Origin of the sequence: Microbacterium sp. Root180, from assembly GCF_001428485.1 — a bacterium.
In the GTDB taxonomy this organism is placed as follows: Bacteria; Actinomycetota; Actinomycetes; order Actinomycetales; family Microbacteriaceae; genus Microbacterium.
Window position 1 is genome coordinate 1,028,112 of sequence record NZ_LMHS01000003.1, and the last position, 24,385, is coordinate 1,052,496.

At 70.0% G+C, this 24,385-nt stretch carries 24 protein-coding genes; 7 read left to right on the top strand and 17 right to left on the bottom strand.

Going from position 1 to position 24,385, the window contains the following annotated elements; translation table 11 throughout:
- Positions 1 to 5: 5 nt before the first annotated feature.
- The 6 genes from ASD93_RS12280 to ASD93_RS12305 form a co-directional block, all read right to left on the bottom strand.
- Positions 6 to 947 carry a carbohydrate ABC transporter permease gene (locus tag ASD93_RS12280; RefSeq protein WP_056122913.1) on the bottom strand — a complete coding sequence of 314 codons (942 nt, stop codon included), beginning with the start codon at positions 945 to 947 and terminating at the stop codon, positions 6 to 8.
- Positions 944 to 1,921, bottom strand: coding sequence for a carbohydrate ABC transporter permease (locus tag ASD93_RS12285; RefSeq protein ID WP_056122916.1), 978 nt, complete (start codon positions 1,919 to 1,921; stop codon positions 944 to 946). Before ASD93_RS12285 ends, ASD93_RS12280 begins: the two co-directional genes overlap by 4 nt.
- Positions 1,922 to 1,991: 70 nt before the next feature.
- Positions 1,992 to 3,308, bottom strand: coding sequence for an ABC transporter substrate-binding protein (locus ASD93_RS12290; RefSeq protein WP_056122919.1), 1,317 nt, complete (start codon positions 3,306 to 3,308; stop codon positions 1,992 to 1,994).
- A 234-nt stretch (positions 3,309 to 3,542) separates the two neighbouring features.
- A complete protein-coding gene (locus ASD93_RS12295; RefSeq protein WP_056124474.1) occupies positions 3,543 to 4,412 on the bottom strand; it encodes an amidohydrolase family protein in 870 nt (289 codons plus the stop codon).
- Positions 4,413 to 4,452: 40 nt separating this feature from the next.
- The gene (locus tag ASD93_RS12300; protein WP_056122923.1) at positions 4,453 to 5,121 is read right to left on the bottom strand and encodes an RraA family protein; all 669 of its coding nucleotides are present in this window, start codon (positions 5,119 to 5,121) and stop codon (positions 4,453 to 4,455) included.
- Positions 5,108 to 6,280: a mandelate racemase/muconate lactonizing enzyme family protein gene (locus ASD93_RS12305; protein WP_056122926.1), complete on the bottom strand. Its 1,173-nt coding sequence runs from the start codon at positions 6,278 to 6,280 to the stop codon at positions 5,108 to 5,110. Before ASD93_RS12305 ends, ASD93_RS12300 begins: the two co-directional genes overlap by 14 nt.
- Positions 6,281 to 6,386: 106 nt before the next feature.
- Between ASD93_RS12305 and ASD93_RS12310 the strand changes: the two genes are divergently transcribed.
- On the top strand, positions 6,387 to 7,127 hold the full coding sequence (locus tag ASD93_RS12310; protein ID WP_056122929.1) for a FadR/GntR family transcriptional regulator: 741 nt from the start codon (positions 6,387 to 6,389) through the stop codon (positions 7,125 to 7,127).
- 6 nt (positions 7,128 to 7,133) lie between these two features.
- Here the strand turns inward: ASD93_RS12310 and ASD93_RS12315 are convergent, their stop codons facing one another.
- The 6 genes from ASD93_RS12315 to ASD93_RS12340 form a co-directional block, all read right to left on the bottom strand.
- Positions 7,134 to 8,435, bottom strand: coding sequence for an L-fuconate dehydratase (locus tag ASD93_RS12315; RefSeq protein ID WP_056122932.1), 1,302 nt, complete (start codon positions 8,433 to 8,435; stop codon positions 7,134 to 7,136).
- Positions 8,432 to 9,409: an aldo/keto reductase gene (locus tag ASD93_RS12320; protein ID WP_056122935.1), complete on the bottom strand. Its 978-nt coding sequence runs from the start codon at positions 9,407 to 9,409 to the stop codon at positions 8,432 to 8,434. Before ASD93_RS12320 ends, ASD93_RS12315 begins: the two co-directional genes overlap by 4 nt.
- Positions 9,410 to 9,534: 125 nt before the next feature.
- Positions 9,535 to 10,548 carry a LacI family DNA-binding transcriptional regulator gene (locus ASD93_RS12325; RefSeq protein ID WP_056122937.1) on the bottom strand — a complete coding sequence of 338 codons (1,014 nt, stop codon included), beginning with the start codon at positions 10,546 to 10,548 and terminating at the stop codon, positions 9,535 to 9,537.
- A 37-nt stretch (positions 10,549 to 10,585) separates the two neighbouring features.
- Complete coding sequence (locus tag ASD93_RS12330) at positions 10,586 to 11,047, bottom strand: MaoC family dehydratase (RefSeq protein WP_235566951.1); 462 nt, start codon at positions 11,045 to 11,047, stop codon at positions 10,586 to 10,588.
- On the bottom strand, positions 11,044 to 12,177 hold the full coding sequence (locus ASD93_RS12335; protein ID WP_056122943.1) for an extracellular solute-binding protein: 1,134 nt from the start codon (positions 12,175 to 12,177) through the stop codon (positions 11,044 to 11,046). Before ASD93_RS12335 ends, ASD93_RS12330 begins: the two co-directional genes overlap by 4 nt.
- Position 12,178: 1 nt before the next feature.
- Positions 12,179 to 13,348: a CaiB/BaiF CoA transferase family protein gene (locus tag ASD93_RS12340; RefSeq protein ID WP_056122945.1), complete on the bottom strand. Its 1,170-nt coding sequence runs from the start codon at positions 13,346 to 13,348 to the stop codon at positions 12,179 to 12,181.
- A 149-nt stretch (positions 13,349 to 13,497) separates the two neighbouring features.
- On the opposite strand from ASD93_RS12340, the gene ASD93_RS12345 reads away from it, so the two are divergent.
- The 6 genes from ASD93_RS12345 to ASD93_RS12370 are packed head-to-tail and all read left to right on the top strand — an operon-like array spanning position 13,498 to position 18,493.
- Positions 13,498 to 14,520, top strand: coding sequence for a zinc-dependent alcohol dehydrogenase (locus ASD93_RS12345; protein ID WP_056122948.1), 1,023 nt, complete (start codon positions 13,498 to 13,500; stop codon positions 14,518 to 14,520).
- Positions 14,517 to 15,275, top strand: coding sequence for an SDR family oxidoreductase (locus ASD93_RS12350; protein ID WP_056122950.1), 759 nt, complete (start codon positions 14,517 to 14,519; stop codon positions 15,273 to 15,275). The genes ASD93_RS12345 and ASD93_RS12350 overlap by 4 nt, the downstream gene beginning before the upstream one ends.
- Positions 15,272 to 15,922: a bifunctional 4-hydroxy-2-oxoglutarate aldolase/2-dehydro-3-deoxy-phosphogluconate aldolase gene (locus ASD93_RS12355; protein WP_056122952.1), complete on the top strand. Its 651-nt coding sequence runs from the start codon at positions 15,272 to 15,274 to the stop codon at positions 15,920 to 15,922. The genes ASD93_RS12350 and ASD93_RS12355 overlap by 4 nt, the downstream gene beginning before the upstream one ends.
- Positions 15,919 to 16,860 carry a sugar kinase gene (locus ASD93_RS12360; protein WP_157536950.1) on the top strand — a complete coding sequence of 314 codons (942 nt, stop codon included), beginning with the start codon at positions 15,919 to 15,921 and terminating at the stop codon, positions 16,858 to 16,860. Before ASD93_RS12355 ends, ASD93_RS12360 begins: the two co-directional genes overlap by 4 nt.
- A gap of 26 nt (positions 16,861 to 16,886) precedes the next feature.
- The gene (locus ASD93_RS12365; RefSeq protein ID WP_056122957.1) at positions 16,887 to 17,738 is read left to right on the top strand and encodes a fumarylacetoacetate hydrolase family protein; all 852 of its coding nucleotides are present in this window, start codon (positions 16,887 to 16,889) and stop codon (positions 17,736 to 17,738) included.
- Positions 17,735 to 18,493, top strand: coding sequence for an SDR family NAD(P)-dependent oxidoreductase (locus tag ASD93_RS12370; protein WP_056122960.1), 759 nt, complete (start codon positions 17,735 to 17,737; stop codon positions 18,491 to 18,493). Before ASD93_RS12365 ends, ASD93_RS12370 begins: the two co-directional genes overlap by 4 nt.
- Positions 18,494 to 18,665: 172 nt before the next feature.
- Here ASD93_RS12370 and ASD93_RS12375 read toward each other — a convergent pair whose 3' ends face one another.
- From ASD93_RS12375 to ASD93_RS12395, 5 genes are all read right to left on the bottom strand, one after another.
- A complete protein-coding gene (locus tag ASD93_RS12375; RefSeq protein ID WP_056122963.1) occupies positions 18,666 to 19,262 on the bottom strand; it encodes a DUF1349 domain-containing protein in 597 nt (198 codons plus the stop codon).
- The gene (gene galE / locus ASD93_RS12380) at positions 19,259 to 20,248 is read right to left on the bottom strand and encodes a UDP-glucose 4-epimerase GalE (protein WP_056122965.1); all 990 of its coding nucleotides are present in this window, start codon (positions 20,246 to 20,248) and stop codon (positions 19,259 to 19,261) included. The genes ASD93_RS12375 and galE overlap by 4 nt, the downstream gene beginning before the upstream one ends.
- Before the next feature lie 2 nt (positions 20,249 to 20,250).
- Positions 20,251 to 22,029: a glycoside hydrolase family 35 protein gene (locus ASD93_RS12385; protein WP_056122967.1), complete on the bottom strand. Its 1,779-nt coding sequence runs from the start codon at positions 22,027 to 22,029 to the stop codon at positions 20,251 to 20,253.
- 74 nt (positions 22,030 to 22,103) lie between these two features.
- Complete coding sequence (locus ASD93_RS12390; protein WP_414843713.1) at positions 22,104 to 23,450, bottom strand: ABC transporter substrate-binding protein; 1,347 nt, start codon at positions 23,448 to 23,450, stop codon at positions 22,104 to 22,106.
- A gap of 85 nt (positions 23,451 to 23,535) precedes the next feature.
- Complete coding sequence (locus tag ASD93_RS12395) at positions 23,536 to 24,381, bottom strand: carbohydrate ABC transporter permease (protein WP_056124477.1); 846 nt, start codon at positions 24,379 to 24,381, stop codon at positions 23,536 to 23,538.
- Positions 24,382 to 24,385 lie beyond the last annotated feature (4 nt).

Sequence of the window (24,385 nt, forward strand, 5' to 3'; positions counted from 1 at the left end):
GTCCGTCAGCCCTTCACCGCTCCGACCGTCTGGCCGCGCACGAGGTACCGCTGCGCGCCGAGGAACACGATGAGGAGCGGGATCATCGAGATCACGGTCGCCAGCGCGAGCTGCGGCATGTAGAGCTTGACGTCCAGGCCCGCAGCAACGGTGGCGTTGAACAGCGGGCTCGCGCCGATGAGCTCCTGGATGCCGATCGAGATCGTCTTGTTCTGCTGGTTCGACGTCAGCAGCGCCAGCGGAAGGAAGAAGTTCGTCCAGTTCGCGACGAAGGAGAAGAACGCCACCAGCGCGACCGCCTGCTTCGAGATCGGGAGACCAATGCGGAAGAAGATCGCGATCTCCCCGAGTCCGTCGATGCGCGCCGCCTCGACGAGCTCGGGCGGCATCGTGGTCATGAAGTGGATGTAGGAGAGGTACACGCCGAACGGGAAGAAGCCCATGATGATCGCGACCGGCCACAGCTGCCCGACGGCGCCGATCGCGTTGACCTCGAGGAAGAGCGGGATCACCAGCACCGTGTTCGGCATGACCATCGCCAGGAGGGTGGCGAACAGCCAGATCCGGCGCCAGCGGAAGCGCAGGCGCGCCAGTGCATAGCCGGCGGGGAGCGCTGCGACCAGGGCGAGCAGCCCGCCCGCGATCGCGAGGATCAGCGAGTTGATGATCCACTGCTGGTAGAGACCGCCCTCTCCCGGGCCGAATCCGGTGATCTGGCTCCAGCTGTAGACGACGTTGTCCCACGACATCCCGCCGAGTCCGAGGAATCCGTCCGAGCCGGCGGCGACGTTCTCCTGATTGCGGAACGCCATCGCGATGAACCCGACGATGGGGATGACGAACATCGCCGAGACGACGAGCATCACCAGGACCCGGCCGAAGCGGCCCGCGCTCCAGCCGCGCGTGCCGACCGCCCGGTGCGTCTCGGCCTTCGTCGACGTGCTCACTTGGACTTCTCGCTTTCGCCGAAGAGCCCGCTGCGGAACACGATGAACATTCCGATCGCCAGCGTGATGACGAGGAGGATGACGGACATCGCCGCCGCGGCGGGGAAGTTGCGGTTGGTGAACGCGAAGGCGTACCCGAGCTGGGTGGGCGCCCACTCGGCGTCGATCGATCCGGACGAGATCTGCCGCATCAGGTAGGGCTCGAGGAACAACTGGAAGCCGTACGCGAGGTTCATGAGCGCCGCGTACCCGATCCACGGACGGATGAGCGGGAGCTTGATACGCCACGCGAGCTGCCACGCGTTGGCGCCGTCGATCTGCGCGGCCTCGAAGATCTCGTCCGGGATGCCGTTGAGACCGCCGTAGACGATGATGATCCACGTTCCGACGCCCTGGAAGAAGAGCATCGCGGTGAGGATCCACGGCATGTTGCCGGCGGTGACGACCTCTTTGAGGTTGTCCATCCCCGCACCGCGCCACAGGAATCCGATCGGCGAGATCGAGGGGTTGAGCAGGTACACCCACAGGACGAAGTTGGCGATGCCGGCCAGCGCGCCTGGCAGGAAGTAGATGAACCGCATCGAGCCGCCGAAGCGTCCCGGGCTCGCGTGGACCAGGAGCGCCAGGCCCACCACGCCGATGATCATGAGCGGAAGCCAGATGATCATCACCGAGAAGATGTTCACGAACGTGTCGATGAACCGGTAGTCCGTGACCGCCGTGATGTACGCGTCCAGCCCGCCGAACCCGGTGCTCGGGTCGACCAGCGTGGGTGCCTTCTGGAAGGAGATCCACAGGGCGTAGCCGATGGGGAGCGCCGCGGCCACGAGGAAGAGCGCCGCGTACGGCGACATCAGGATCCAGGCGCCGCGCGCCTCGACGCGATGCGGCGCGCGCCGGCGTCCGGTCGTGGCCCGCGGCGCTCTGCGGCGGCGGTCGGCCGTCGTCAGCGTCTCGGTCGCGGTGACTGTCATTGGCTTCTTCCTCGAAGTCGTGGGGTAAGGCAGGGGCGCCGGTCGAGACCGACGCCCCTGCCTTCCTGCATTACTGGACGGTGTAGCCGATGGAGGTCGCCTGGTTGACGAGCTCCTCGCCGAACTTGGCGATCGCCTCCTCGACGGTACCGCCGCCGATCAGCGTCGGGCTGACCGTCTCGGTCCACACCGATCCGGTGTCGTACAGCATGTACGAGTAGGGCTGCACGGCGGATGCCGCTTCCTTGAAGGACGACTGGACCGAGGGGATGTCGGCGAAGTAGGCGTCCGCCTCGATCTTGTCGAGCCAGGCATCCTGCACCGGACCGTAGCCCGGCAGGCCGGTGCTGAGGTCGACCTGCCATGCCGGGTCGGTCGCGACGAACGTCGCGAAGGTCAGGGCGTTCTCGAGCTGCTTGCCCTTGATGTGCGAGGAGACGCCCCACAGGCCGCCGCCCTCGTTGCCCGTGGCGGGCTCCGACTCGCCGTCCCAGGTCAGCGGTGCGACCGCGCTCATCTGATCGGCAGGGATCTTCCAGGTGTCGCGGAACAGGTAGTTGCCCCACCACACGGCTCCGGGGCTCATCACGAGGTTGACTCCGGCTTCGGCGGCGTCGCCGTCGAAGATGCCCTGCGTGCTGAGCGCGCCGGCGTCGTACATCTGCGTCAGCAGCTCGGTCGCGCGCACGCACGTCGGGTCGGACAGGTCGATGTGCGCCTCGGTCTCGGACACGCGGTCGTTGGTCGGGCAGCCCGACGCCTGGAGGTAGCGGTTGATCGCGTACGCGTCGCCGAGGAATCCGCTGATCTTGCCGGGGTGCTCCTCGGCGATCTGGACGGCGAGGTCGCCGTACTCCTCCCACGTGGTGGGCAGCGTGTAGCCGTTCTCGTCGAAGAACGCCTTGTTGTACCAGAACACGTCGGGCGCGGCGTCGTTGCGGAGGCAGCGGATCTTCCCGTCGATGTCGCAGAAGGACAGCACCGCGGGGTCGTAGCCTTCGATGACGTCGGGCAGGAGATCGGTGAGATCCGCCGCGTAGTTGCTCGCCGAGCTGGTCGCCCAAGCGATGTCGTCGTTCGAGGGGAAGAAGATGGCGTCGGGCCAGCCCGAGCCTGCGGCGTCGAAGTTCGCGAACGCCTGCTTGACCGTCTTGCCGCCCACCGTGCCGTCGATCTGCACGACGTCGATCTCGATGTCGGGGTATGCCTCCTGGAACGCCTCGGCGGCGGGAACACGGGGCGGGTCCACCCACACCGTGATCTTGCCGCCCGAGTCCGTCTGGGGCTGCTCTGTGGCGCCGCCGCCGGAGCTCCCGGCACAACCGGCGAGAGCGAGAGCGGCTGCAATGAGCCCGGCGCTCCCTACGAGGATCCTCTTGGTCTTCATTGACACTCCTTGGTGTGAGGTGGCTTCCCGATCGCACGCCCTGATGGGCCTGTATCGCGCGCCGGTCGGGAACCTGCTCAAACGTTATCCCTGCCAACGTGGGAAGTCAAACGTTTGCTCAGATTATCCGTCGGAACGGCTTCCGCGCCGCAATCGAAGAATACATCGGATGAATGCGCCCGTCCAGCGCGTCAAGCAACGAATTGGTGACGGATGGGTGCGCGAGTGATTGGATCAATGGGCCCGGAGGCGCTCAGAATCCAGGCGATAGAACTCCACCGCCGTCCGCCCGAGGATCTGCTCCCGCGCGGCACCGTCGAGCGCGTCGAACAGCGGCCGCAGCCCCTGCCAGACGCGCGTATAGCCGCCGGCGAGAACCGAGATCGGCCAGTCCCCGCCGAACATCAGCCGCTCGGGGCCGAACAGCTCCAGCGCGCGGTCGAAGTACGGACCGATCGCCTCGGTCGTCCACGATCCGATGTCGTCCGTGGCGGAGTAGAGCCCGCTGATCTTCGCGTGGACGCGGGGGTTCTGGGCGGCCGCTGCGATGAGGCTGTCCCACGGCTCATCGTCGGCCAGCCCGATCGGCGGCTTTGCGAGATGGTCGATGACCATCCGCAGCTCCGGATGGCGCGCCGACAGGATCGGCACGATCTCCAGGTGCCGGGGGAGCACCGCGACGACGTCGAGTGGCATGCCTCGTCGCTCGAGAACGGCGAGCGCGGCGTCGACCTCGGGCCGCAGCAGCCAGTCCGCATCCGGCTTGGTGTGGATGAGGTTGCGCACCCCGACCATCAGCGAGTCCGACGACCACGCGTCCAGCGTGCGCTCGGTGGCGTCGGGGTCGTCGAGCGGCGCGAAGCCGACCACCCCGACGACCTCCGGGTGTCGCGCCGCCGACGCGCGCATGATGTCGGTGTCCTCGGGGTTGTCGGCGGACTGCACCTGAACGGTGAAGTCCACTCCGGCCGCCCTCAGTTCGGGCTGGAGATCCTCGAAGGTCATCGCGCCGTCGATGGGTGCGAGCTCGGGGCCCAGCCAGTCGTAGCGCGCCCGCTCCGGATCCCAGACGTGCTGGTGGGCGTCGATCACAGGGAAGGTCATGTACGTCTCCATCCGTTGGGTGCGAAGCGTCGTGCGCGATTCACAGCACGCGATGACGATCCCACACCGTGCGCAGGCTGTCTCCCGCGAGCAGCTCGGCGAGGACCGTGGACTCACGGGATGCGCGCTCGCGCGCGAGCGCGAGGACCTCGTCCTCGTGGCGGCGCGGGACCACCACGACGCCGTCGTCGTCTGCGATGACCAGGTCGCCGGTCTCGATGCGCACACCGGAGAGCACGACGGGCTCGTCGACGTCGACGATGCGCAGGCGCGCGCGGAAGTCGATCGGCCGGCGCGACCGCGAGAACGCCGGGAAGCGCAGGGCGGCGATGCGGTCGGTGTCGCGCAGATTCCCGTCGGTGACGACGCCCGCCGCGCCGGAGCCGATCGCCGCGGCGCTGAACAGCTCGCCCCAGAAGGCGGAGTCGTTGCTGGCGTCGGTCGCGATCACGACGAACTGTCCCGCTCGGATGCCGTCGATCATCGCGATCGCGTCGGCATAGGGGTCGTCGGGTCGGTCGACGAGCGATGGCGCGAAGCGGACGGTGCGCGCGCGGCCGATGGCGCGGGTTCCGGGCACGATCGGCGACAGCCGCTCCTGAAGCACCTGATGGCGCAGCCCCGCGGCGTCGCAGGAGTCGCTCACGATCGGGGTCGTCAGCCGCTCGTCGCCCGGAAGCGGCTCGAAGCCCTCCTCAGCGAATGACATGGCCGCCTCCCGGGACGAACGCGAAGTCCTGCTCCAGCTCGGGCGTGAGGACGAGCCCGAGCCCTGGTGCGGTCGGCGCGCCGATCCGTCCACCCTGGAAGTCGACCGGCTCCACGCGCATCGCGTCGCGGAGCGGATTGGGCAGCGTGCAGAACTCGAAGAGCTCGACGTGGGGGTGCGCGAGTGCGGCATGGAGGTTGGCCGCGAAGGTGACCGCGCTCCCCCACACGTGCGGCACGCACGCGACGCCGGACGCGGCGGCCCGGTCGGCGACGCGTGCGAACGCGCGCGGACCCCCGACGAACGTCACGTCGGGCTGGGCGATGTCGATCGCGTCGGCGTCGATCAGCTGCGCGAAATCGCGCTCGGTGCCGTTGGACTCGACACCGGAGATCGGCACATCGACCGCGCGGCGCACCGCCGCGAAGCCCGCGACGTCGTCCGCCTGCGCGGGCTCCTCGTACCAGCGGGCGCCGAGGGATGCCGCGTGCCGGCCGACTCGCACCGCGTCGTCGACGCTCCACGGGTGCGAGGCGCAGGCCTGGACGGCGTCGATGATGAACCTCGTCCCCTCGGGGAGCCGGCCGACGACGTGGTCGAGCAGGGCGATCGTGGTGTCGGGATCGGTCATGGCGCGGAACTTCACCGTGCCGAAGCCGGCCCGCACCTGCGCGGCAGCCCAGTCCGACACCTCGTCGAATGTCGTCCCGAGGCCGCCGCTCGCGTAGGCCTCGATCTCACGTCGTGCGAGGCCCCCGAGCAGCTCGTACGCCGGCACGCCGGCGCGGCGGGACGCGGCATCCAGGACCGCCGTCTCTATCGCGCCTGCGACGCCCGACGCGATGCCTCCGCGCGACCAGAACGCCGTATAGGCGCGGAGGTGGTCGCCCACATCGAGGGGGTGCGAGAACGTCTGGCCCTCGACGTACGGACGATAGGCCTCGACCAGACCCGGGACGGCGACTGCGGCCATGATCCCGGCGCCTGCCTCGCCGATGCCCGTGGTGCCGTCGCTCAGCGTCACCTCGACCAGGGCGGCGTCCCACGAGCGGATGACGCCCCCCACCCAGGTCAGCTCCTCACCGGCCGCATACCGGTGGGACAGGAGCACGGCGCGCAGGGTCTGGACCGTGATCGATGTGTTGTCAGGGGCTTTCATCGGCGAAACTCCCAAATCATCGGATGAATATGTGGTTCTACCATAGGGCAAACGATTGAGTGATGCCTAGTCCTCGGATGACTGAGGAGAACCTACACTGACTCCTATGAGTGACGAGCAGCCCACGGGCGAGAGCCGGTCGCAGACCGACGTCGTGATCCAGGGCATCAAGGAGATGCTGACCCGCGGGGAGCTCGGCCCCGGCTCGCGTCTGCCCGTCGAGAAGGATCTCGCTGCCCGGCTGGGCGTCTCGCGTGGGTCGTTGCGCGAGGGAGTGCGCGCACTCGCGACCCTCGGTGTCCTGGAGACCCGCCAGGGCGACGGCACCTACGTGACCTCGCTCGATCCGACGAAGCTGCTCAGCCCGCTCGGATTCCTCGCGGACCTCCAGCAGCCCGCCCACGCCGCGGATCTCCTGGCCGTCCGCCGCGTGCTCGAAGCCGAGAGTGCCGCCCTCGCTGCGACCCGTCTGTCCGAGACCGAGCTCGGCGAACTCCACGGCGTACTGGCTGTCGTGGACGGCATCCTCGAGAGCGATCCGGACATGGACCTCGAGGCCTTCATCGACGCCGACACGGAGTTCCACCGCATCATCGCGCGGGCCAGCGGCAACCCTCCGCTCGCCGCGATCATCGACACTCTCGTCGGCCGCACCTTCCGGGCGCGGCTGTGGCGCGCGATCTCGCAGCGCGGCTCAGTGCGCATGGCGCAGGCCGAGCACCGCGCGATCCTCGACGAGCTGGTGCGCCGCGACCCGGAGCGGGCACGCATCCGGATGGAGGTCCACCTGCTGGGCGTCGAGGAGTTCAGCGCCGCTCACGCGGACGAGATCCCCGAGGACGAGTAGCAGCGCTCAGCGCGACGCCCAGTACGAGCCTGCGGGGAACGAGTACTCGTCGACGGATGCTTCGTGCATCTGCGCGCTGTACCCGGGCAGGCTCGGCAGCACGTAGGCCCCGTCCTCGACGATGCACGGGTCGACGAAGTGCTCGTGGAGGTGGTCTACGTACTCGGTCACGCGGTTCTCGAGGGTGCCCGAGACGCACACGAAGTCGAAGATCGACAGGTGCTGCACGAGTTCGCACAGTCCCACGCCGCCGGCGTGCGGGCACACCGGGACCCCGAACTTCGCGGCCATGAGGTACACGGCGATGATCTCGTTGACACTCGCGAGACGGGCGGAGTCCAGCTGGCAGAAGTCGATCGCCTGCGCCTGGAACATCTGCTTGAACAGGACGCGGTTCATCCCGTGCTCGCCCGTGGCGACGCCGATCGGCGCGACGGCGGCGCGCACGGCCGCGTGACCGAGGACGTCGTCCGGGCTCGTGGGCTCCTCGATCCACAGCGGACGGAACTGCGCGAGATGCCCCATCCACTCGATCGCCTCGGGCACGTCCCACACCTGGTTCGCATCGATCATGAGGTTCGCATCCCAGCCGATGACATCGCGCGCGATCGCGAGGCGGCGGATGTCGTCCTCGAGGTTCGCACCCACCTTGAGCTTGACGTGCCGGTAGCCCTCGTCGACGGCCTCCTGCAGCAGGCGCCGCAGCTTTTCGTCGCTGTAGCCGAGCCAGCCGGCGCTGGTCGTGTAGCAGGGGTACCCGCCACGCGCCTCGAGCTCCGCGATCCGCGCCGCGCGGGTCGGTGCGAGCTCCGCGAGGATGCCGATCGCCTCGTCGCGCGTGAGCGCGTCGGAGAGGTAGCGGAGGTCGGCCACGTCCACGAGCTCTTCCGGAGTCATGTCGGCGAGCAGACGCCACAGCGGCTTGCCCGCCACGCGCGCGGCGAGATCCCACATCGCGTTCATCACGGCCGCCATCGCGAGGTGGACGACCCCCTTCTCGGGACCCAGCCAGCGCAGCTGCGAGTCGGAGGCGAGCTCGCGGTACAGCCCGCCGAGGTCGGACACAGCATCCTCGACCGACCGGCCGACGAGCGGGATCCCGCGCTGTCGCGCTGCCTCGACGCACAGGTCGTTGCCGCGGCCGATCGTGAAGGTGAACCCGTATCCCTTGACGGCGGGATCGTCGGTGTGGACCACGACGTAGGCGGCCGAGTAGTCGCCGTCCTTGTTCATCGCATCGGAGCCGTCCATGCTCAGCGAGGTCGGGAAGCGCACGTCGTGCGCGGTGACGGCGGTGATGGTGGTCATGCGTTCTCCTTCGGGATGAGCCCGCCCTCGGCGAGCTCGTGCCACAGGGCGTCGGGCACGGGCGTCTGCGCCCGTGCGAGGTTCTGCTCGACCTGGCTGCGGCCGCGCGCTCCGAGGACCACCGACACGACAGCGGGGTGGCGCAGGACGTAGGCCACCGCCGCCTCGGGGAGCGTGACTCCGTGCTGCTCGCACACGTCGGCGATCGCGTGGGCGCGCTGCATCAGCGCGGCCGGAGCCGGGGCGTAGTCGAAGAGGGCGTCGGCGGGCGGGCGCGGCGTGCTCAGCAGACCGGAGTTGTAGACGCCGGCGGCGACGATGCCGACGCCGCGCTCGAGTGCGAGCGGCAGGAGCGCCTCGAGGGCGGAGTGGTCGAGCAGCGTGAACCGGCCGGCGCACATCACGACGTCGACGTCCGCACGACGGATCAGCTCCGCGAGCGGTGCGGCGTGGTTCATGCCGGCTCCGACCGCCCCGACGACGCCCTGCTCGCGCAGCTCGATGAGCGCGCCGATCCCCTCCGTCGAGGCCTGGTCGAAGTGGTCGTCCGGGTCGTGGAGGTAGAGGATGTCGAGGCGGTCCAGCCCGGTGCGCTCGAGAGAGGCCTCGACCGAGCGCAGCACGCCGTCGCGGCTGAAGTCCCAGACCCGCGTCGGGTCGGCGGGCACGTCGAAGCCGTGCGGGTCGCGCTCATGCGCCGTCGCAGGGCTCGGAACGAGGAGTCGTCCGACCTTCGTGGACACCACGTACTCGTCGCGCGGACGGCTGCGCAGCTGCTCGCCGAGCCGCCGCTCCGAGAGGCCCACGCCGTAGTGCGGCGCGGTGTCGAAGTAGCGGATGCCGCCCTCCCAGGCGGCGTCGACGGTCTGGGCGGTCTCGTCGTCGGTCGTGACCCGGTGAAGGTTTCCCAGCTGCGCGGCCCCGAGGCCGAGTTCGGTCAGCTCGAGTCCGTGCGGCAGTGCACGAGTGCGCATGGTGTTCCCTCCCTCGGTACACAGCGTAGTCGATTCATCGGATGACTCGCATGCTATGACAAAGATTCAACGTTTGATCTTCGAACTGGCGCGCGTATAGATCCGTTCACTCGCCCGAATGCGGGTCAGGCGCGAGGCGCGCCCGTGGACTCGCGCACCACGAGCTGGGGAGCCGGATCGCTCACCACGACGTCCGCGACCGTCCCGGCGGTGATCCGCTCGAACAGCGCGGCCATCGCCGTGCGGCCCAGCTCGTACAACGGCATCCGCACCGTCGTGAGCGGGGGCCACGCGTTCTCGGCCGTCCAGGCATCGTGCATCGCGACGATGGAGAGGTCTTCCGGAACGGTCATCCCGAGACGGCGTGCTTCGAGCAGCGCGCCGTGCGCGGCGTTCACGTTCGCGACCACCACGGCCGACGGGGGCGTCTCGAGCGCGGCCAGCTCCGACATCGCGACCCCGCCGCTGCGCGGGTCGTAGCCGAGGCGGGTCACGTGGTCCTCGCGGACCATGAGTCCGGCATCCGCCATCGTCTCGCGGAACCCGGCCTCGCGCCTTCGCGCGGTGTCGGACGCGGGCAGGCCGTTGATCAGTGCGATGCGGGTGTGTCCGAGGTCGATGAGGTGCTGGGTCGCGAGGCGCAGCCCGCGCTCGTCCTCGAGCACCGCCGACCCCACGCCCTGCGGCGGGATCGAGTTCACGAAGACGACCGGGAGCTTGCCGGTCACGAGGCTCTCGAGGTCCTGCGGGCGCATGTTGTCGCCGACCTGCACCAGCACGCCGTCGACGCGCCCCTCGCCGATCAGGCGGGGGATCGGCTCCTCGTCTTCGAGCATCTCCTCCGCTCGCGCGAGCAGCACCATGTAGCCCCGGCGGTGCGCCTCGTCCTCCACCCCGCGCATCAGCTCGGTGAAGATCGCGTTCGTGAGATCGGGCACGACGAGACCGACCACGTTCGTGCGCGCGAACTTGAGGGCTCGGGCCGCGAAGTTGGGCCGGTACCCCAGCTCGGCCGCCGCCTCGTGGATGCGCTGACGCGTCCCCTCGCTCACGCGCGCGCTCGGAGCGTCGCTCAGCACCCGCGAGACGGCGGAGACCGAGACTCCCGCGCGCGCGGCGACATCGCTCAGCGTGGCCATTCGCCCAGTGTAGGGATGTGCGCCGCGCGGGCGCGGATCACGGGGCGGCCGACGCGCGGCGATTGACCAGATACAGGTGGGTCAGCACCATCACGGTCTCGTCGCGCTGGTTCACCACCGTCACGAGCTCGTGCACGTACCCGTACTCTGCCGGCCGCTTCGCATGCGCGGTCTTCTCGGTGATCTCCGCGGTGACACGGATCGTGTCGCCGATGAAGACGGGCTTGATGAACCGGATCCGGTCGTAGCCGTAGCTCATCGACTGCGGGTTGATGTCGCCGGCCGTCATGCCGACCGCGACCGACAGCACGAGCGTGCCGTGCGCGATCCGCTGGCCCGCGGGCTGGGTGGCCATCCATTCGGCGTCCATGTGATGCGGGAAGAAGTCGCCGGTCTGCCCGGCGTGGAGGACGATGTCGGCCTCGGTGATCGTGCGGCCGACGGTCTCGCGCCGCTCGCCGATCTCGATGTCCTCGTACCAGCGATCGATCGTCCTCACGGCGCCACCAGCCATTCCTGCACGCCCTCGTCCAGGCGCTCGCGCAGCCCGTCGTCGGTGAGCTGACCTCGCAGTGCGGCGGTGACGTGCTCGGAGAGCGTGTTCTGCAGCTCGATGTAGTGCACGAAGCGGGGGCGCACGTAGGCACCCTCGAGCGTCGCGCGCGTGCCGCGGAAGAAGTCGAGCGAGTCGGCATTCGTGCGGTCGCTCTCCCACGCGACGGCGTTGCCCGGCTGTCCGCCGGCGTCGTAGTAGACGCCCTCCTGCACCTGTGCGCAGTCCAGCCAGAACGCGTGGTCGACGGCCTGCTCCGGATGCCGCGTCCGGGCCGACACCGCGATGCCGGCGCCGCCGAGCAGCGAGCCGCGCACGCCCTCGCGGGAGGCCGGGATGTCGATGTACCGGAGGCGGTGCGGCCGGAATCCGGCGCGGCTGTAGTTCGTGTACCCGAACATCAGCGGGACGTACGCGTAGCGATCGCCGGTGCTCAGTGCATCGGCGGCCTGGATCGGGTTCCAGCCGCTGTTCGCCTCGGGCACGAGCCGGGCGAGTCTGCGCAGCGTCTCCATCGCCTCGCCGAGTCCGTCGGGCGAGAGGAAGACGCCCGGCGAGCGCATCGGCTCCTCGCCGTTGCCGGAGGCGACGGTGACGAGACTCGAGAACGCGTCGACCGGCTTGTACGGCCAGAGCACCCGCCCTTCGGCGGCGAGGGCGAGGACACCCTCCCAGTCGCGCGGCGGCTCGGGCAGGAGGTCGGGCCGGTACGCGGCGACCTGCGCCGCAGCATCCGTTGCCAGACCCCACTGCCCGCCGGCGTGCGCGTACGTCTCGTGCGACGCGCCGACGGACTGCGCGGCGAGCACCGCGAGCTCGTCGTCGTGACCGGTGCCGTCGAGCCGGAGGAACAGGCCGTGCTCGGCCGCGAGCGGGATGTGCGGATGGTCGATCACGAGCAGGTCGTACTCCTCGACCAGCTGCTCGAGCGGCTGATCGGCGAAGGCCTGCAGCGAGCGCTGCTCCCAGCGCACCTCGACGTCGGGCACCACCGCGCGGTAGGCCTCGGCCGCGGCGGCGACGCTGCCGTAGCCGCGCGCGTGCTCCCAGGTGATGCCCCGGAGGATCGTCGTCACGTCATGCCCTTTCCCGCACGGGCGGGAACTCCGCGCGCACTCGTTCGTCGTCCTCGCCGAGGATCGGCGCCGCCTTGCGGCTCGTGAGGATCTCGCCGTCGATGCGCAGCGGACTGCGCGTGGTCGAGATGGCCGCGGACCCGCGGTCGACCTGCTGCGTCATCCGGATCGCGGCGAAGCCCTCGGAGGCGAGCAGCTCGTCGAGCGTCAGCACGGGAGCGCACCACACGTCGGCCGCATCGAGGGTGGCCAGCCAGCGCGCGGTCGTGTCGGTGGCGAACCGGGCTGCGAGAATCGCCTCGATCTCCTCCTGGCGGTCCCACGCCTCCTGGGGGTCGGTCATCCCTGCGAGCTCGGGAAGGTCCAGCAGCGCGCCGAGCTTCGGGATCGGGTTCATCGCGAGCGCGATGTATCCGTCCTTCGTGGGATAGGTCCCGTACGGCGCAGCGAGGAAGGCGTTCGCGGAATGGGTGCCGTGGCGCTCCACGTGGATCGAGTCGTCGTTGAGCTTCGTGCTCAGCAGCTCGAACTGCAGGTCGAGCATGGCCTCGAGCAGGCTCGACTCGACGTGCCCGCCCTCGCCGGTGCGGAAGCGGCGCACGAGCAGCGCGGTGACGCCCTGCGCGATATGGCAGCTGAGGAGATGATCCGCGATCGAGAGCCCCACCGGCACGGGTCCGTCCTCCTTCGATCCGCTGAGCCACGGCAGTCCCGAGATCGACTGGGCGAGGAGATCCTGCCCCGGCCGGTCGCGCCACGGTCCCTCGTCGCCGTAGCCGGTGGCGCTGGCGTAGACGATCGACGGATTGATCTCCCGCACCGAGTCGTAGTCGAGGCCGATGCGCTCCATCACGCCGGGACGGAAGTTCTGGATCATCACGTCGGCGCGGGCGATGAGCTGCCGCACATAGGCGAGGTCGTCGGGGTTCTTCAGGTCAGCCGTCACCGACTCCTTGTTGCGGTTCATGGCGTGGAACGAGACGGTGTCGCCGTCGATCGTCCGGCCCGCGAACGCGAGGGTGCGGCCGATGTCGCCGACCCCGGGGCGCTCGATCTTGATGACGCGGGCGCCGAGGTCGGCAAGTCGGAGGGCAGCGACAGGCCCCGCGAGGAACTGGCTGAAATCCAGAACGAGCAGGCCCTCGAGGGGTCTGATGTTCGATGCGGTCATCGGTGTGAGCTGCTTTCTCCGATTTGAAGATCTTCCATGATCAATCGTTTGCTCATGGTAGTTTATGGAGCAGTGGGCCGCAAGGCGACATCGCTCGGACGATAGGGCATGATGGGATTCACGAATTCATCTGATCTTTAGGAGCACCGGTGCTGACAGCGACGTACAGCGGAGACCGCACGATCGAGGTGTCTGAAGCCGAGCCGAGCACGCCTGCGCCCGGCCAGGTCCAGATCGCGGTCGCCTACACGGGGCTGTGCGGCACCGATCTGCACATCTTCCACGGCTCGATGGACGCTCGCGTGCAGACGCCTCTCGTCTTCGGCCACGAGATGAGCGGCACGATCGCCGCCGTCGGCGAAGGCGTCACGGGGTGGGCGGTCGGCGACGGGGTGACGGTGATGCCGCTGGCGTGGGACGGCACCTGCCCGGCGTGCCTCGCGGGCAACCAGCACATCTGCCAGAACCTCGATTTCATCGGTATCGACTCCCCGGGATCGCTGCAGGCGCTGTGGAACGTGCCGGCCGAGACGCTCGTGCGTCTGCCCGCGGGTGTGGCGCTCGACCATGCCGCCCTCGTCGAGCCGGTCGCGGTCGCCGTCCACGACGTGCGGCGCGCGAACCTGCAGCCCGGCGACACGGCGGTCGTCATCGGCGGCGGTCCGATCGGCGTGCTCATCGCCACCGTCGCGCGCCACTTCGGCGCCGACGTGCTGGTGATCGAGCTCGACGAGAAGCGCCGCGCGCAGATCGAGGGACTCAGCTTCGCCACCCTCGACCCCCGCGCGCGCGACCAGGTCGCCGTCGTCGAGGAGTGGACCGGTGGAGCCGGCGCGGATGTCGTGTTCGAGGTGTCGGGAGCGGCGCAGGCGGTGCGGGGCGCCACCTCTCTCGCCAAGGTGCGCGGCACGATCGTCGTCGTCGCGATCCACCCGACGCCGCGCGAGATCGACCTGCAGCGCGTGTTCTGGCGGGAGCTCAGCATCCTCGGTGCGCGGGTCTACGAGCGCCGCGACTTCGAGACGGCCGTCGAGCTGGTGGCGGACGGCGTGATCCCCGCCGATCTCCTCATCACCCGCATCGTCCCGCTCAGCAAGACCGCCGAGGCCTTCGCCGACCTCGAGGCGGGGCGCGCCATGAAGATCCTCGTCGACGTGGCGGGCCAGCGATGAGCGGCCTGTTCTCGCTCGACGGCACCACGGCCGTCGTCACGGGTGCGCGTCGCGGCATCGGCTTCGCGATGGCCGTGGCCCTCGCCGAGGCCGGCGCCGACATCATCGGCGTCAGCGCGTCCCAGACGGCGACGGGCAGCGACATCGAACGGGCCGTCACCGCGGCGGGCCGCAGGTTCGAGGGCATCGCGTGCGACTTCGCCGACCCGGCGGCCGTCGACGGGCTGGGCAGGGCGCTGGCCGGGCGCCGCGTCGACATCCTCGTCAACAACGCCGGCACGATCGAGCGCGCGCCGGCCGCCGAGCATCCGATCGACGTGTGGGACCGCGTCGTGCAGATCAACCTCTCGAGCCCCTTCCACCTGACGCAGGCCGTGGCCCGCCCGATGCTCGAGCGCGGCCGGGGGAAGATCATCTTCACGGCGTCGCTCCTCAGCTTCCAGGGTGGCATCAACGTCCCCGGGTACACGGCGGCGAAGTCCGGGATCGCGGGCCTCACCAAAGCCCTCGCCAACGAGTGGACCTCGCGCGGTGTGAACGTCAACGCGATCGCACCCGGCTACATCTCGACCGACAACACCGAGGCCCTCCGCGCCGACCCCGCGCGCTCGGCCGCGATCCTCGACCGGATCCCCGCCGGGCGCTGGGGCGAGGCATCCGACTTGGCGGGCGCGACCGTGTTCCTCGCCTCGTCGGCGTCGGACTACGTCTCGGGCATCACCCTGCCCGTCGACGGCGGGTGGCTCGGACGATGACCGGCATCCCTCCCGCGATCGCGGAGATCGAGCGGATCGGCATCGTGCCGGTCGTCGTCCTCGACGACGCCGCGCGCGGCCGGGACCTCGCCGAGGCACTGCGGGACGGCGGCATCGCGTGCGCCGAGTTCGCGCTGCGCACTCCCGCAGCGCTCGGCGCGCTCGAGGCGGCCGCGGGGGTCGACGGGTTCCTCGCCGGCGCCGGGACCGTGCTCACGGATGAGCAGGCGGATGCCGCGGCCTCGGCCGGTGCCGCCTTCGCGGTGACGCCCGGCTACGACGCCGACGTCGCCGCCCGACTCGCGGCGAACGGGGTGCCGCTGATCCCCGGGATCGCGACGCCCACCGAAGCGATGCGGGCTCTCGCCGACGGGTTCGCCCACGTCAAGGTCTTCCCTGCGGGCCACCTCGGCGGTCCCGCGTACCTCGACGCCCTCCACGGACCCCTCCCCGGCCTGCGCTTCCTGCCGAGCGGCGGCGTCGACCGCGCGACGCTGGCCGACTACCTCGCCCGGCCGCACGTGTTCGCGGCGAGTGGCAGCTGGATGGTCCCGCGCGACCTCATCGCACGCGGCGAGTTCGCCGCGATCGCCGACGCCGCGCGCGAGTGCGCGCGCGTGCGCGATGCGGTGCGGAGCCGGCCGTGAGCCGCGTCGTCACGCTCGGCGAGAGCATGGGGCTCATCCGCGGCGACGGCATCGGCGGCTGGGAGCACCTGGCCTCCGGGCGCATCGACACCGGCGGCGCGGAGGGCAACACCGCGATCGGCCTGGCTCGCCTCGGCACGCCCGTCACCTGGCTCGGACGCGTTGGCGACGACGCCCTCGGCCGTCGCGTCGCCGGCGACCTCCGCTCTGAAGGCGTGCAGGTGGAGGCGGTCGTGGATCCTCAGGCGCCGACCGGCGTGATGCTGAAGTCGGCCCCGCGCGCCGGCTCGACCGTCGTGGACTACTACCGGCGCGGCAGCGCGGGCAGCCGCCTGGATCCCCGCGACCTCGACCGTCTGGACTTCGCCGGGTGCGGCATCCTGCACGTGACGGGTGTCACCCTCGCGCTGTCGGAGTCCGCGCGCGCGACCGTGCACGACGCCGTCAGCCGTGCGAAGGCCGCGGGTGCGCTCATATCGTTCGCGGTCAACCACCGCGCGAAGCTCTGGCCCGCCGACGAGGCGCGCGCCTCGTACGAGCGCGTGATCGCCACCGCCGACATCGTCTTCGCGAGCGACGAGGAGGCACGGATGCTGCGCCCCGGCGCCGATGCCGAGTCGCTGGCCGCCGCGCTCGCCGACGCGGGTCCGGGCGAGGTCGTCGTGACCCTCGGCGCCGACGGCGCCGTCGCGTCGATCGACGGGGAGATCCATCGCGTGATGGCGGAGCCGATCACGCCCGTGGACACCGTCGGCGCCGGCGACGCCTTCGCGGCCGGCTACCTCGCCGAGCGTCTCGCCGGCGAAACCCCCGTCCGCCGCCTGCGCACGGCCGCCCTGGCCGGAGCCTTCGCCTGCCTGCATCCGGGCGACTGGCAGGGCGCCCCCCGCCGCGCCGAGCTCGACCGACGACCATCGGGCGACCCGGTCGCCCGATGACCCACGACCCCATCGAAGGAGAACCCATGACATTCGGACGCCTCGGCGCCTCCGGCAGCGAGATCCCCATCGTCCGCCGGGATGGGCGCACGTATGACCTGCGACCCCTCACCGCCGACATCGACGGCGCCTTCCTCGCAGCGGACGGCCTCGCCCGCGCCTTTGCCGCGATCGACGAGGGCCGCCTCGACGAGCTGGAACGCACGGATGAGCTCCGTGTGGGCCCGCCCATCGCGACGCCCGGCAAGATCGTGTGCATCGGCCTGAACTACCACGACCACGCGGCCGAGACCGGCGCCGCGGTGCCGTCGGAACCCGTCGTGTTCATGAAGGACCCGTCGACGATCGTCGGACCGTTCGATGACGTGCTCATCCCGCGGCGTTCGGTGAAGACCGACTGGGAGGTCGAGCTCGGCGTCGTGATCGGCACCGAGGCGCGCTACCTGGACTCGCCGGACGACGCGCTCGCGCACGTCGCCGGCTACGTCCTCTCGCACGACGTGTCCGAACGCGAGTTCCAGCTGGAGCGCGGCGGGCAGTGGGACAAGGGCAAGAGCTGTGAGACGTTCAACCCCCTCGGGCCCGACCTGGTTCCGGCATCCGCGGTGAGCGACCCCCAGGCGCTCGGCCTTCGCCTGTGGGTGAACGGCGAGTTGCGCCAGGACGGGTCTACCGGGTCGCAGATCTTCCCCGTCGCGCACGTGATCTGGTACCTGTCGCAGTTCATGGTGCTGCGCCCCGGCGACCTCATCAACACCGGCACTCCCGCGGGGGTCGCGCTCGGCATCCCGGGCAAGCCCTACCTGCGGGAGGGCGACGTCGTGGAGCTCGAGATCGACGGCCTCGGCCGCGCCCGCCAGCGCATGGTGCAGGCATGAGCGCCGCGGAGTTCGACGGCCTCGTCGTCGTCGTCACAGGCGGGGCGTCGGGCATCGGCCTCGCCACCGCGCAGACGTTCGCCGGCCGCGGCGCGACCGTCGCGGTGCTCGACATCTCCGTCGACGGCCTCGAGGACGGCCTCTCCGGCTTCCGCGCCGACGTCACCGACCGCACGTCGGTGGATGCCGCGACCGCGGCCGTCGCGCAGGCGTTCGGTGGCATCGACATCGTGATCAACAGCGCGGGCGTCAGCTCGGTGGGCACCGTCGAGGAGGCCACCGAGGAGGACTGGGAGCGGGTGCTCGACATCAACGTGCGGGGCACGGCGCGCGTGTGCGCGTCCGCCCTCCCCTATCTGCGCGCGTCAGAGCACGCGGCGATCGTCAACGTCTGCTCGATCGCGGCCCTCAACGGCCTCCCGCAGCGCGCGGTGTACTCGGCGTCGAAGGGCGCGATCCTCGCCCTCACGTTCGCGATGGCCACCGACCACGTGGCCGAGGGCGTGCGCGTCAACTGCGTGAGCCCCGGCACCGTCTCCACCCCGTTCGTGGACCGGATGCTGCAGGGCTTCGCGGATCCGGTCAAGGAGCGGGCAGCGCTGGACGCCCGTCAGGCCACGGGCCGCATGGTGACCCCCGAGGAGGTCGCCGGCGCGATCGCGTACCTCGCGAGCCCGGACTCCGGCTCGACGACCGGCATCTCGCTCGACGTCGACGGCGGCGTCACGCACCTCCGGGTGCGCCCGCGCGCCTGATCTCGGCGGTCCCGTGACCCTCCGGGGGTTCCGTGACCCTCCGCGGGTTCCGTGACCCTCCGGGGGTTCCGTTTGTGTGGGCGAATGCGCGCGCCACGATCTCGTCAGGCGCGTCTTCGCCCGCACAAACGGAAGGATGACCGAGGCCCGTGGGCCGGCCGCTGGGAGTCGCCTAGAAGCCGCCCCGCAGGTCGCTCGGCGGCTGCGGGACGAACCGGATGTCGTCGAAGACCGCTCGGCAGCTCTCTCCCGTCGGCGCCTGCGCGAGGAAGCCCGCGTGAACCGGACCGTCCCACTCCAGGCGGAAGAGCCGCACGAAGTCCCAGCGGGTCCCTTCCCCCGACGAATGGAAGGCCCACGTCCGCCGATCCAGCCGCGACAGGCGAAGATGCACGGACGGGCCCTCAACGACGGTCGAGTTGCAGTCGTCGGACCACCCGTTGGTCACGACCGACACCACCATCGACTCGCCGAGCGGCGACCGCTCGAAGCAGAGCTTCGCCCAGTGGTCCGCATCACCCCAGATCGCGAGGACTCCGGCGTCGAAGGTCGTGCGCGGCTCCTCGACGAGGACCCGCGCCGAGAGCGCGAACGCCTCCGGCGCGACGAAGCCGAGCGCCGCCCGATGCTGCTGCGCGCCGCCCATGGCGTCGTTCGTCCAGTCCGTCCCCGAGGCGGCCGTGATCTGCAGCCGACCTCCGGGGAGCACCTCCGTCGCGTCGCCGTTCACGATCCACTCGAGGTCTGGAAGGCCTTCCACCTGGATCATCGCACTGCTTCCTGTCGTGGGCGGTGCGCGTGCCAGGCGCTGCGGACCATCTCATCGAGGCTGTGGCGGTTCGCCCAGTCGAGATCCCTGGCCGCGAGCGCGCCCGTCGCCACGATCCGGTCGGGATCCCCCGCGCGCCGGGGCCCGATCTCGGGCGTGAAGTCGATGCCGGTCAGCCGCGCGATGGCCTGCATGATCTCCCGGACGGAGGCGCCGTTGTGCGCGCCCAGGTTGTAGCGCGCCTCGATCGGCTCGCCCGAGGACAGCCGGTGCGCAGCGGCGACGTGGGCCGCAGCGACATCCGAGACGTGGACGTAGTCACGCACGTTCGTGCCGTCGGGAGTCGCGTAGTCGTCGCCGTTGATGCGGGGCACCTCGCCCGCCTGCAGCGCGGCGAAGACCGTGGGGAACAGGTTGTGCGGACTCGTGTCCGGCACCTCGGGATCCCCGGATCCGACGACGTTGAAGTAGCGCAGCGACGTGTGCCGCAGCGGGAACGGCCCGCCGGCCGTCGCAGCGGCCTGGTCGCGGATGAGCCACTCGCCGACGAGCTTCGACTCGCCGTAGGGGGAGGTCGGGCGGGTCGGGAGCTCCTCGGTGACGAGTTCGACATCGGGTGCGCCGTACACGGCGGCCGACGACGAGAACACCAGCTTGTCGACCTCCGCCGATTCCATCGCCTCCAGCAGCACCCGCGTGGCCTCGACGTTCTGCTGGTACGTGTGCAGCGGCCGCCTCACCGAGACGCCCGCGTACTTGAAGCCGGCGACGTGGATGACTCCGGCGACGCGATGTCCGCGCAGGGTCGCCTCCACGAGGTGGCCGTCGAGCAGGGTTCCCCGCACGAGCGGCACGCCGTCCGGCACGAACGAGGCGTACCCGCTGGACAGGTCGTCGAGGACGACCGCCCCGATCCCCTCGCCCTGGAGGGCACGCACGATGTGCGCCCCGATGTATCCGGCTCCGCCGGTCACCAGCCACGTCACGCTCACTCCTCCGTCGGGCCCAGCTCTGGTCCGGCGACGAATCGCGCTGCCGGTGTCGAGATATCCTCCAGCTCCACCACCACGATCCGGTTCTCGCCGACGCGCGTCACGGGCGCCGGCACATACATCGTCCGCTGCGGACCGTTGGCCCAATAGCGGCCGAGGAAGAATCCGTTGACGTAGGCGAAGCCCTTGCCCCACCCGCGCGTATCGAGGAAGAGATCGGTCTGCGCCTCCAGTGCGAACTCGCCGCGCAGGGCCACCGGCCCGGCGTGCCGACCGCCGGCCGATCCGTCGGCCGTCGCCTTGAGCTCGGCGCACGCCGCCGCGCGGGCGACGGCGCCGAGATCGACGGGGCGCGCGGTCCAGTCCGGGATTGGCAGGCCCCCGATCGTCGGGCTCCCGATGAGCCCTTTCAGCTCGCCGATGTGCCCGTCGTAGTTGACCCGGCCCTGCTCCTCGACCAGGATGCGGACCCTGCCGCCCCGCGGGATGGCGAGCGCGTGCTGATGGTGGGAGCGCGAGAGGGTGCCCACCCGGCGGCCGTCGACGCTGACCCAGGCCCGGTCGCGCACTTCGCCGACCTCCAGCACCTGCGGCTCGCCGTCCGCGAACGCGTCGGCCGGGAGCTCGGCCTCGTAGATGACGAGCGCCCCGTCGTGGCTGATCTCCTCGAAGCTCGGCGGCTGGGCGAACACGCGCCCGTCACCCTGCGCGCTCCACTGCCAGTCACCGGTGCCCACGAGCGGGACATCGAACTGAGGAGCAGCGGATGCCTCGGCGGGTGCCTCGTCGGGAAGGTCGACGTACTTCGCGATCACGTCCCGCATCGCCCAGTACTTCTCGGTCGGATTGCCGGCCTCGTCGAGGGGCGCGTCGTAGTCGTACGAGGTCACGATGGGGAGGTATCTCCCCTTGTGGTTCGCGCCGTTGGTGAGCCCGTAGTTCGTCCCCCCGTGGAACATGTAGATGTTCACCGAGGCACCCGCGGCGAGCAGGGCGTCCAGCTCGCGCGCGGTCGTGTGCGGATCGGTCGTGTGGTGCGAGCCGCCCCACCAGTCGAACCACCCGTCCCAGAACTCCGCGCACATGAGCGGGCCCGTGGGCTGGTGACTGCGCAGGGTCTCGAGACGCTCGCCCGCGCGCGAGCCGAAGGACCCGGTGGCGTGCACTCCCGGGGTCATCCCGTTCTCGAGATAGTCGTGCACCGGCTGATCGACAGTGGTCAGCGGGACGGTGATCCCCGCGTCGCGGGTGAGTTCGACGAGCTCACGCAGGTAGGCGGCATCCGATCCGTACGCGCCGTACTCGTTCTCGATCTGCGCCAGGACGACGTTTCCGCCGCGGTCGATCTGGCGCGGCGCCACGATCTCGTAGACCCGCTCGAGGTAGCGCGTGACCTCGGCCATGTAGACCGGGTCGGACGTGCGCAGGCGGATGCCGCGGATGCTCGTGAGCCACACCGGGAAGCCGCCGTTGTGCCATTCCGCGCAGATGTAGGGCCCCGGGCGGACGATCGCGTGCATGCCTTCCGCCGCCACCGCGTCGAGGAACCGGCCCAGGTCGTTCCACCCCGTCGCATCCCACTCGCCACGTCGCGGCTCGTGAGCGTTCCACGCCACATAGGTCTCGATGGTGTTCAAACCCATCAATCGCGCCTTGCGGATCCGGTCCGCCCACTGGTCGGGGTGCACACGGAAGTAGTGGATCGCGCCGGAGATCACGCGGTGCGGTCGGCCATCGAGAAGGAAATCCTTCTCACCGATCGAGAAGACTGCCACGGAGGATGCTGCTTTCTGGTCAGGGAGGGGTGGCCGACGGGGGCATCGGCCACCCCTCCCGATCACGGGGGGACTTACTTGTTGACAGCGAAGCCCTGCGAGTTGCCGTACTCGACGAGGGAGTCCTGCCACGCGATCAGACCGTCGTTGAGGTCGGTCTTGTTCTCGTAGGACTGGCCGACGGTGTCACCGAAGATGCTGTTTCCGTAGACCTGGAACGGCAGGTACTGCCAGTCGGGCACGACCGAGTCGGCAGCGGCAGCGAGGACCTCGTTGATCTTCTGACCGCCGAAGTACTCGGGCTCGGCTCCGAGGAACTCGGGGGAGCTCAGCTGTGCCGTCGTCGAGGGGAACCCGCCGCCGGCCAGGAAGGTGTCGATGGACTCCTCGCTGTTGTTGAGCCACCACAGGAAGCCGGCTGCGAGCTCCGGGTTCTCGCTCTGCTCGGTCACGGCCTGGCCGCCGCCGCCGTTCTCGGCGGATGCGGGCTGGCCGTCGTAGGACGGCATGGGCGCGACGCGCCAGTCGCCGGCCGCGTCGGGCGCTCCCGACTCGAGGTTGCCGGGCATCCAGGCGCCGATCACCAGCGTCGCCAGGCTGCCGTTGCCGAGGGCCTGGAACCACTCGTCGCTCCAGCTGCCGTACGGGGCGACGAGTTCGTTCTCGACGAGCTGGTTCCACGTGTCGGCCCACTTCTGCGAGCCCTCGTCCTGGAGGTCGATCGTGACGTCCGTGCCGCTGGACTGGAACGGCTGACCACCGGCCTGCCAGATCATGCTCGTGGTGAAGCCGGCGTCGCCGATGTCGTTCGTGATGTACTTCGTCGGGTCGGCGGCGTGGAGGGCCTCGGCCGCGGCGATGTACTCGTCCCACGTGGTCGGGATGTCGATCCCGAACTCGTCGAAGACCGCCTTGTTGTAGAACAGCGCCATCGGGCCGGAGTCCTGCGGGAGGCCGTAAATGGCGTCGTCGACGGTGACCGAGCCCCACGTGGAGGCGGTGTAGTCGTCCTCGAGGTCGCTGAAGCCGTAGGGCGCCAGGTCGAGGAGCGACTCGGTGAGGGCGAACTGCGGGAACGCGTAGTACTCGATCTGCACGACGTCGGGCGCGCCGGAGCCGGCCTTGATGGCGTTCTGCAGCTTGGTGTACTGGTCGTTGCCGGTGCCGGCGTTGACCAGGTTGACGGTGACGTTCGGGTAGGCCTCTTCGAACGCCGCCACCTGGGCCTCGGCCTGGGGAGTCCAGGTCCAGTAGGTGATCTCGCCACCCTCTTCGAGTGCGGCCTCGACGGCAGCGAATCCGTCGGTCGCGGCGTCGCTGGGCGAACCGCTGCCTGCGGATCCGGCGCACCCCGCGAGCGTGAGGGCGGCGACCGCGCTCAGACCCGCAGCCGCGACAAGCCGGCGACGGGCTCCTGACATGTGCTTCATTGCTGTGTCCTTTCGGGTATTCCCGGTTCGCTCGTGCGAACCGGCCGGGTGGGTCCGTGTCAGATGCAGTTCCCGGTCACTGCTTGACGCTTCCGGCGCTCAGCCCCGACTGCCAGAACCGCTGCAGCAGGAGGAAGGCGACGATGATGGGGATGATCGTGAGGAGCGAGCCCATGATCACGAGGTTGTAGATCGGCTCGGAGCCCGCGCCGATCGACTGCGCGCTCCACTGGTTGAGCCCGACCGTCAGCGGGTACCACGCGGGGTCGCTGAGCATGATGAGGGGAAGGAAGTAGTTGTTCCAGGTGGCGACCACCGTGAACAGCAGGACGGTCACGATGCCGGGGATCAGGAGGCGCATCGAGATCGTGAAGAAGGTGCGGAACTCGCCCGCGCCGTCCATGCGCGCCGCTTCGAGCAGCTCGGTGGGCACCGCGTCGGAGGCGTAGACCCAGATCAGGTAGAGGCCGAACGGGCTCACCAGCGACGGGATGATCACCGCCCACGGAGTGTTGGTGAGACCGAGCTCGCTGAACAGCAGGAACGTCGGAACCGCCAGAGCCGTGCCGGGGACCGCAACGGCGCCGAGGACGATCGCGAAGACCGCGCGGCGGCCGGGGAACCCGTACTTCGCCATGCCGTAGCCGGCGAGGGTGGCGAGGAAGGTCGCGCCTCCCGCGCCCAGCGCGACGTAGAGGAGGGTGTTGCCCAGCCAGCGCAGGAAGATGCCGTCCTGGTAGGTGAGCGTCGCGACCAGATTGTCGACGAACGCGAAGTCCCCCGCGAACCAGAGTCCGAAGCTCGAGAACAGTCCCGCCTGGGTCTTGGTCGAGTTGATCAGCAGCCACGCGAGCGGAACCAGCGTGTAGATGCCGTACAGCACCATCACCAGCAGGAGGACTTTGGAATTGCGCGGTCGCATGGGA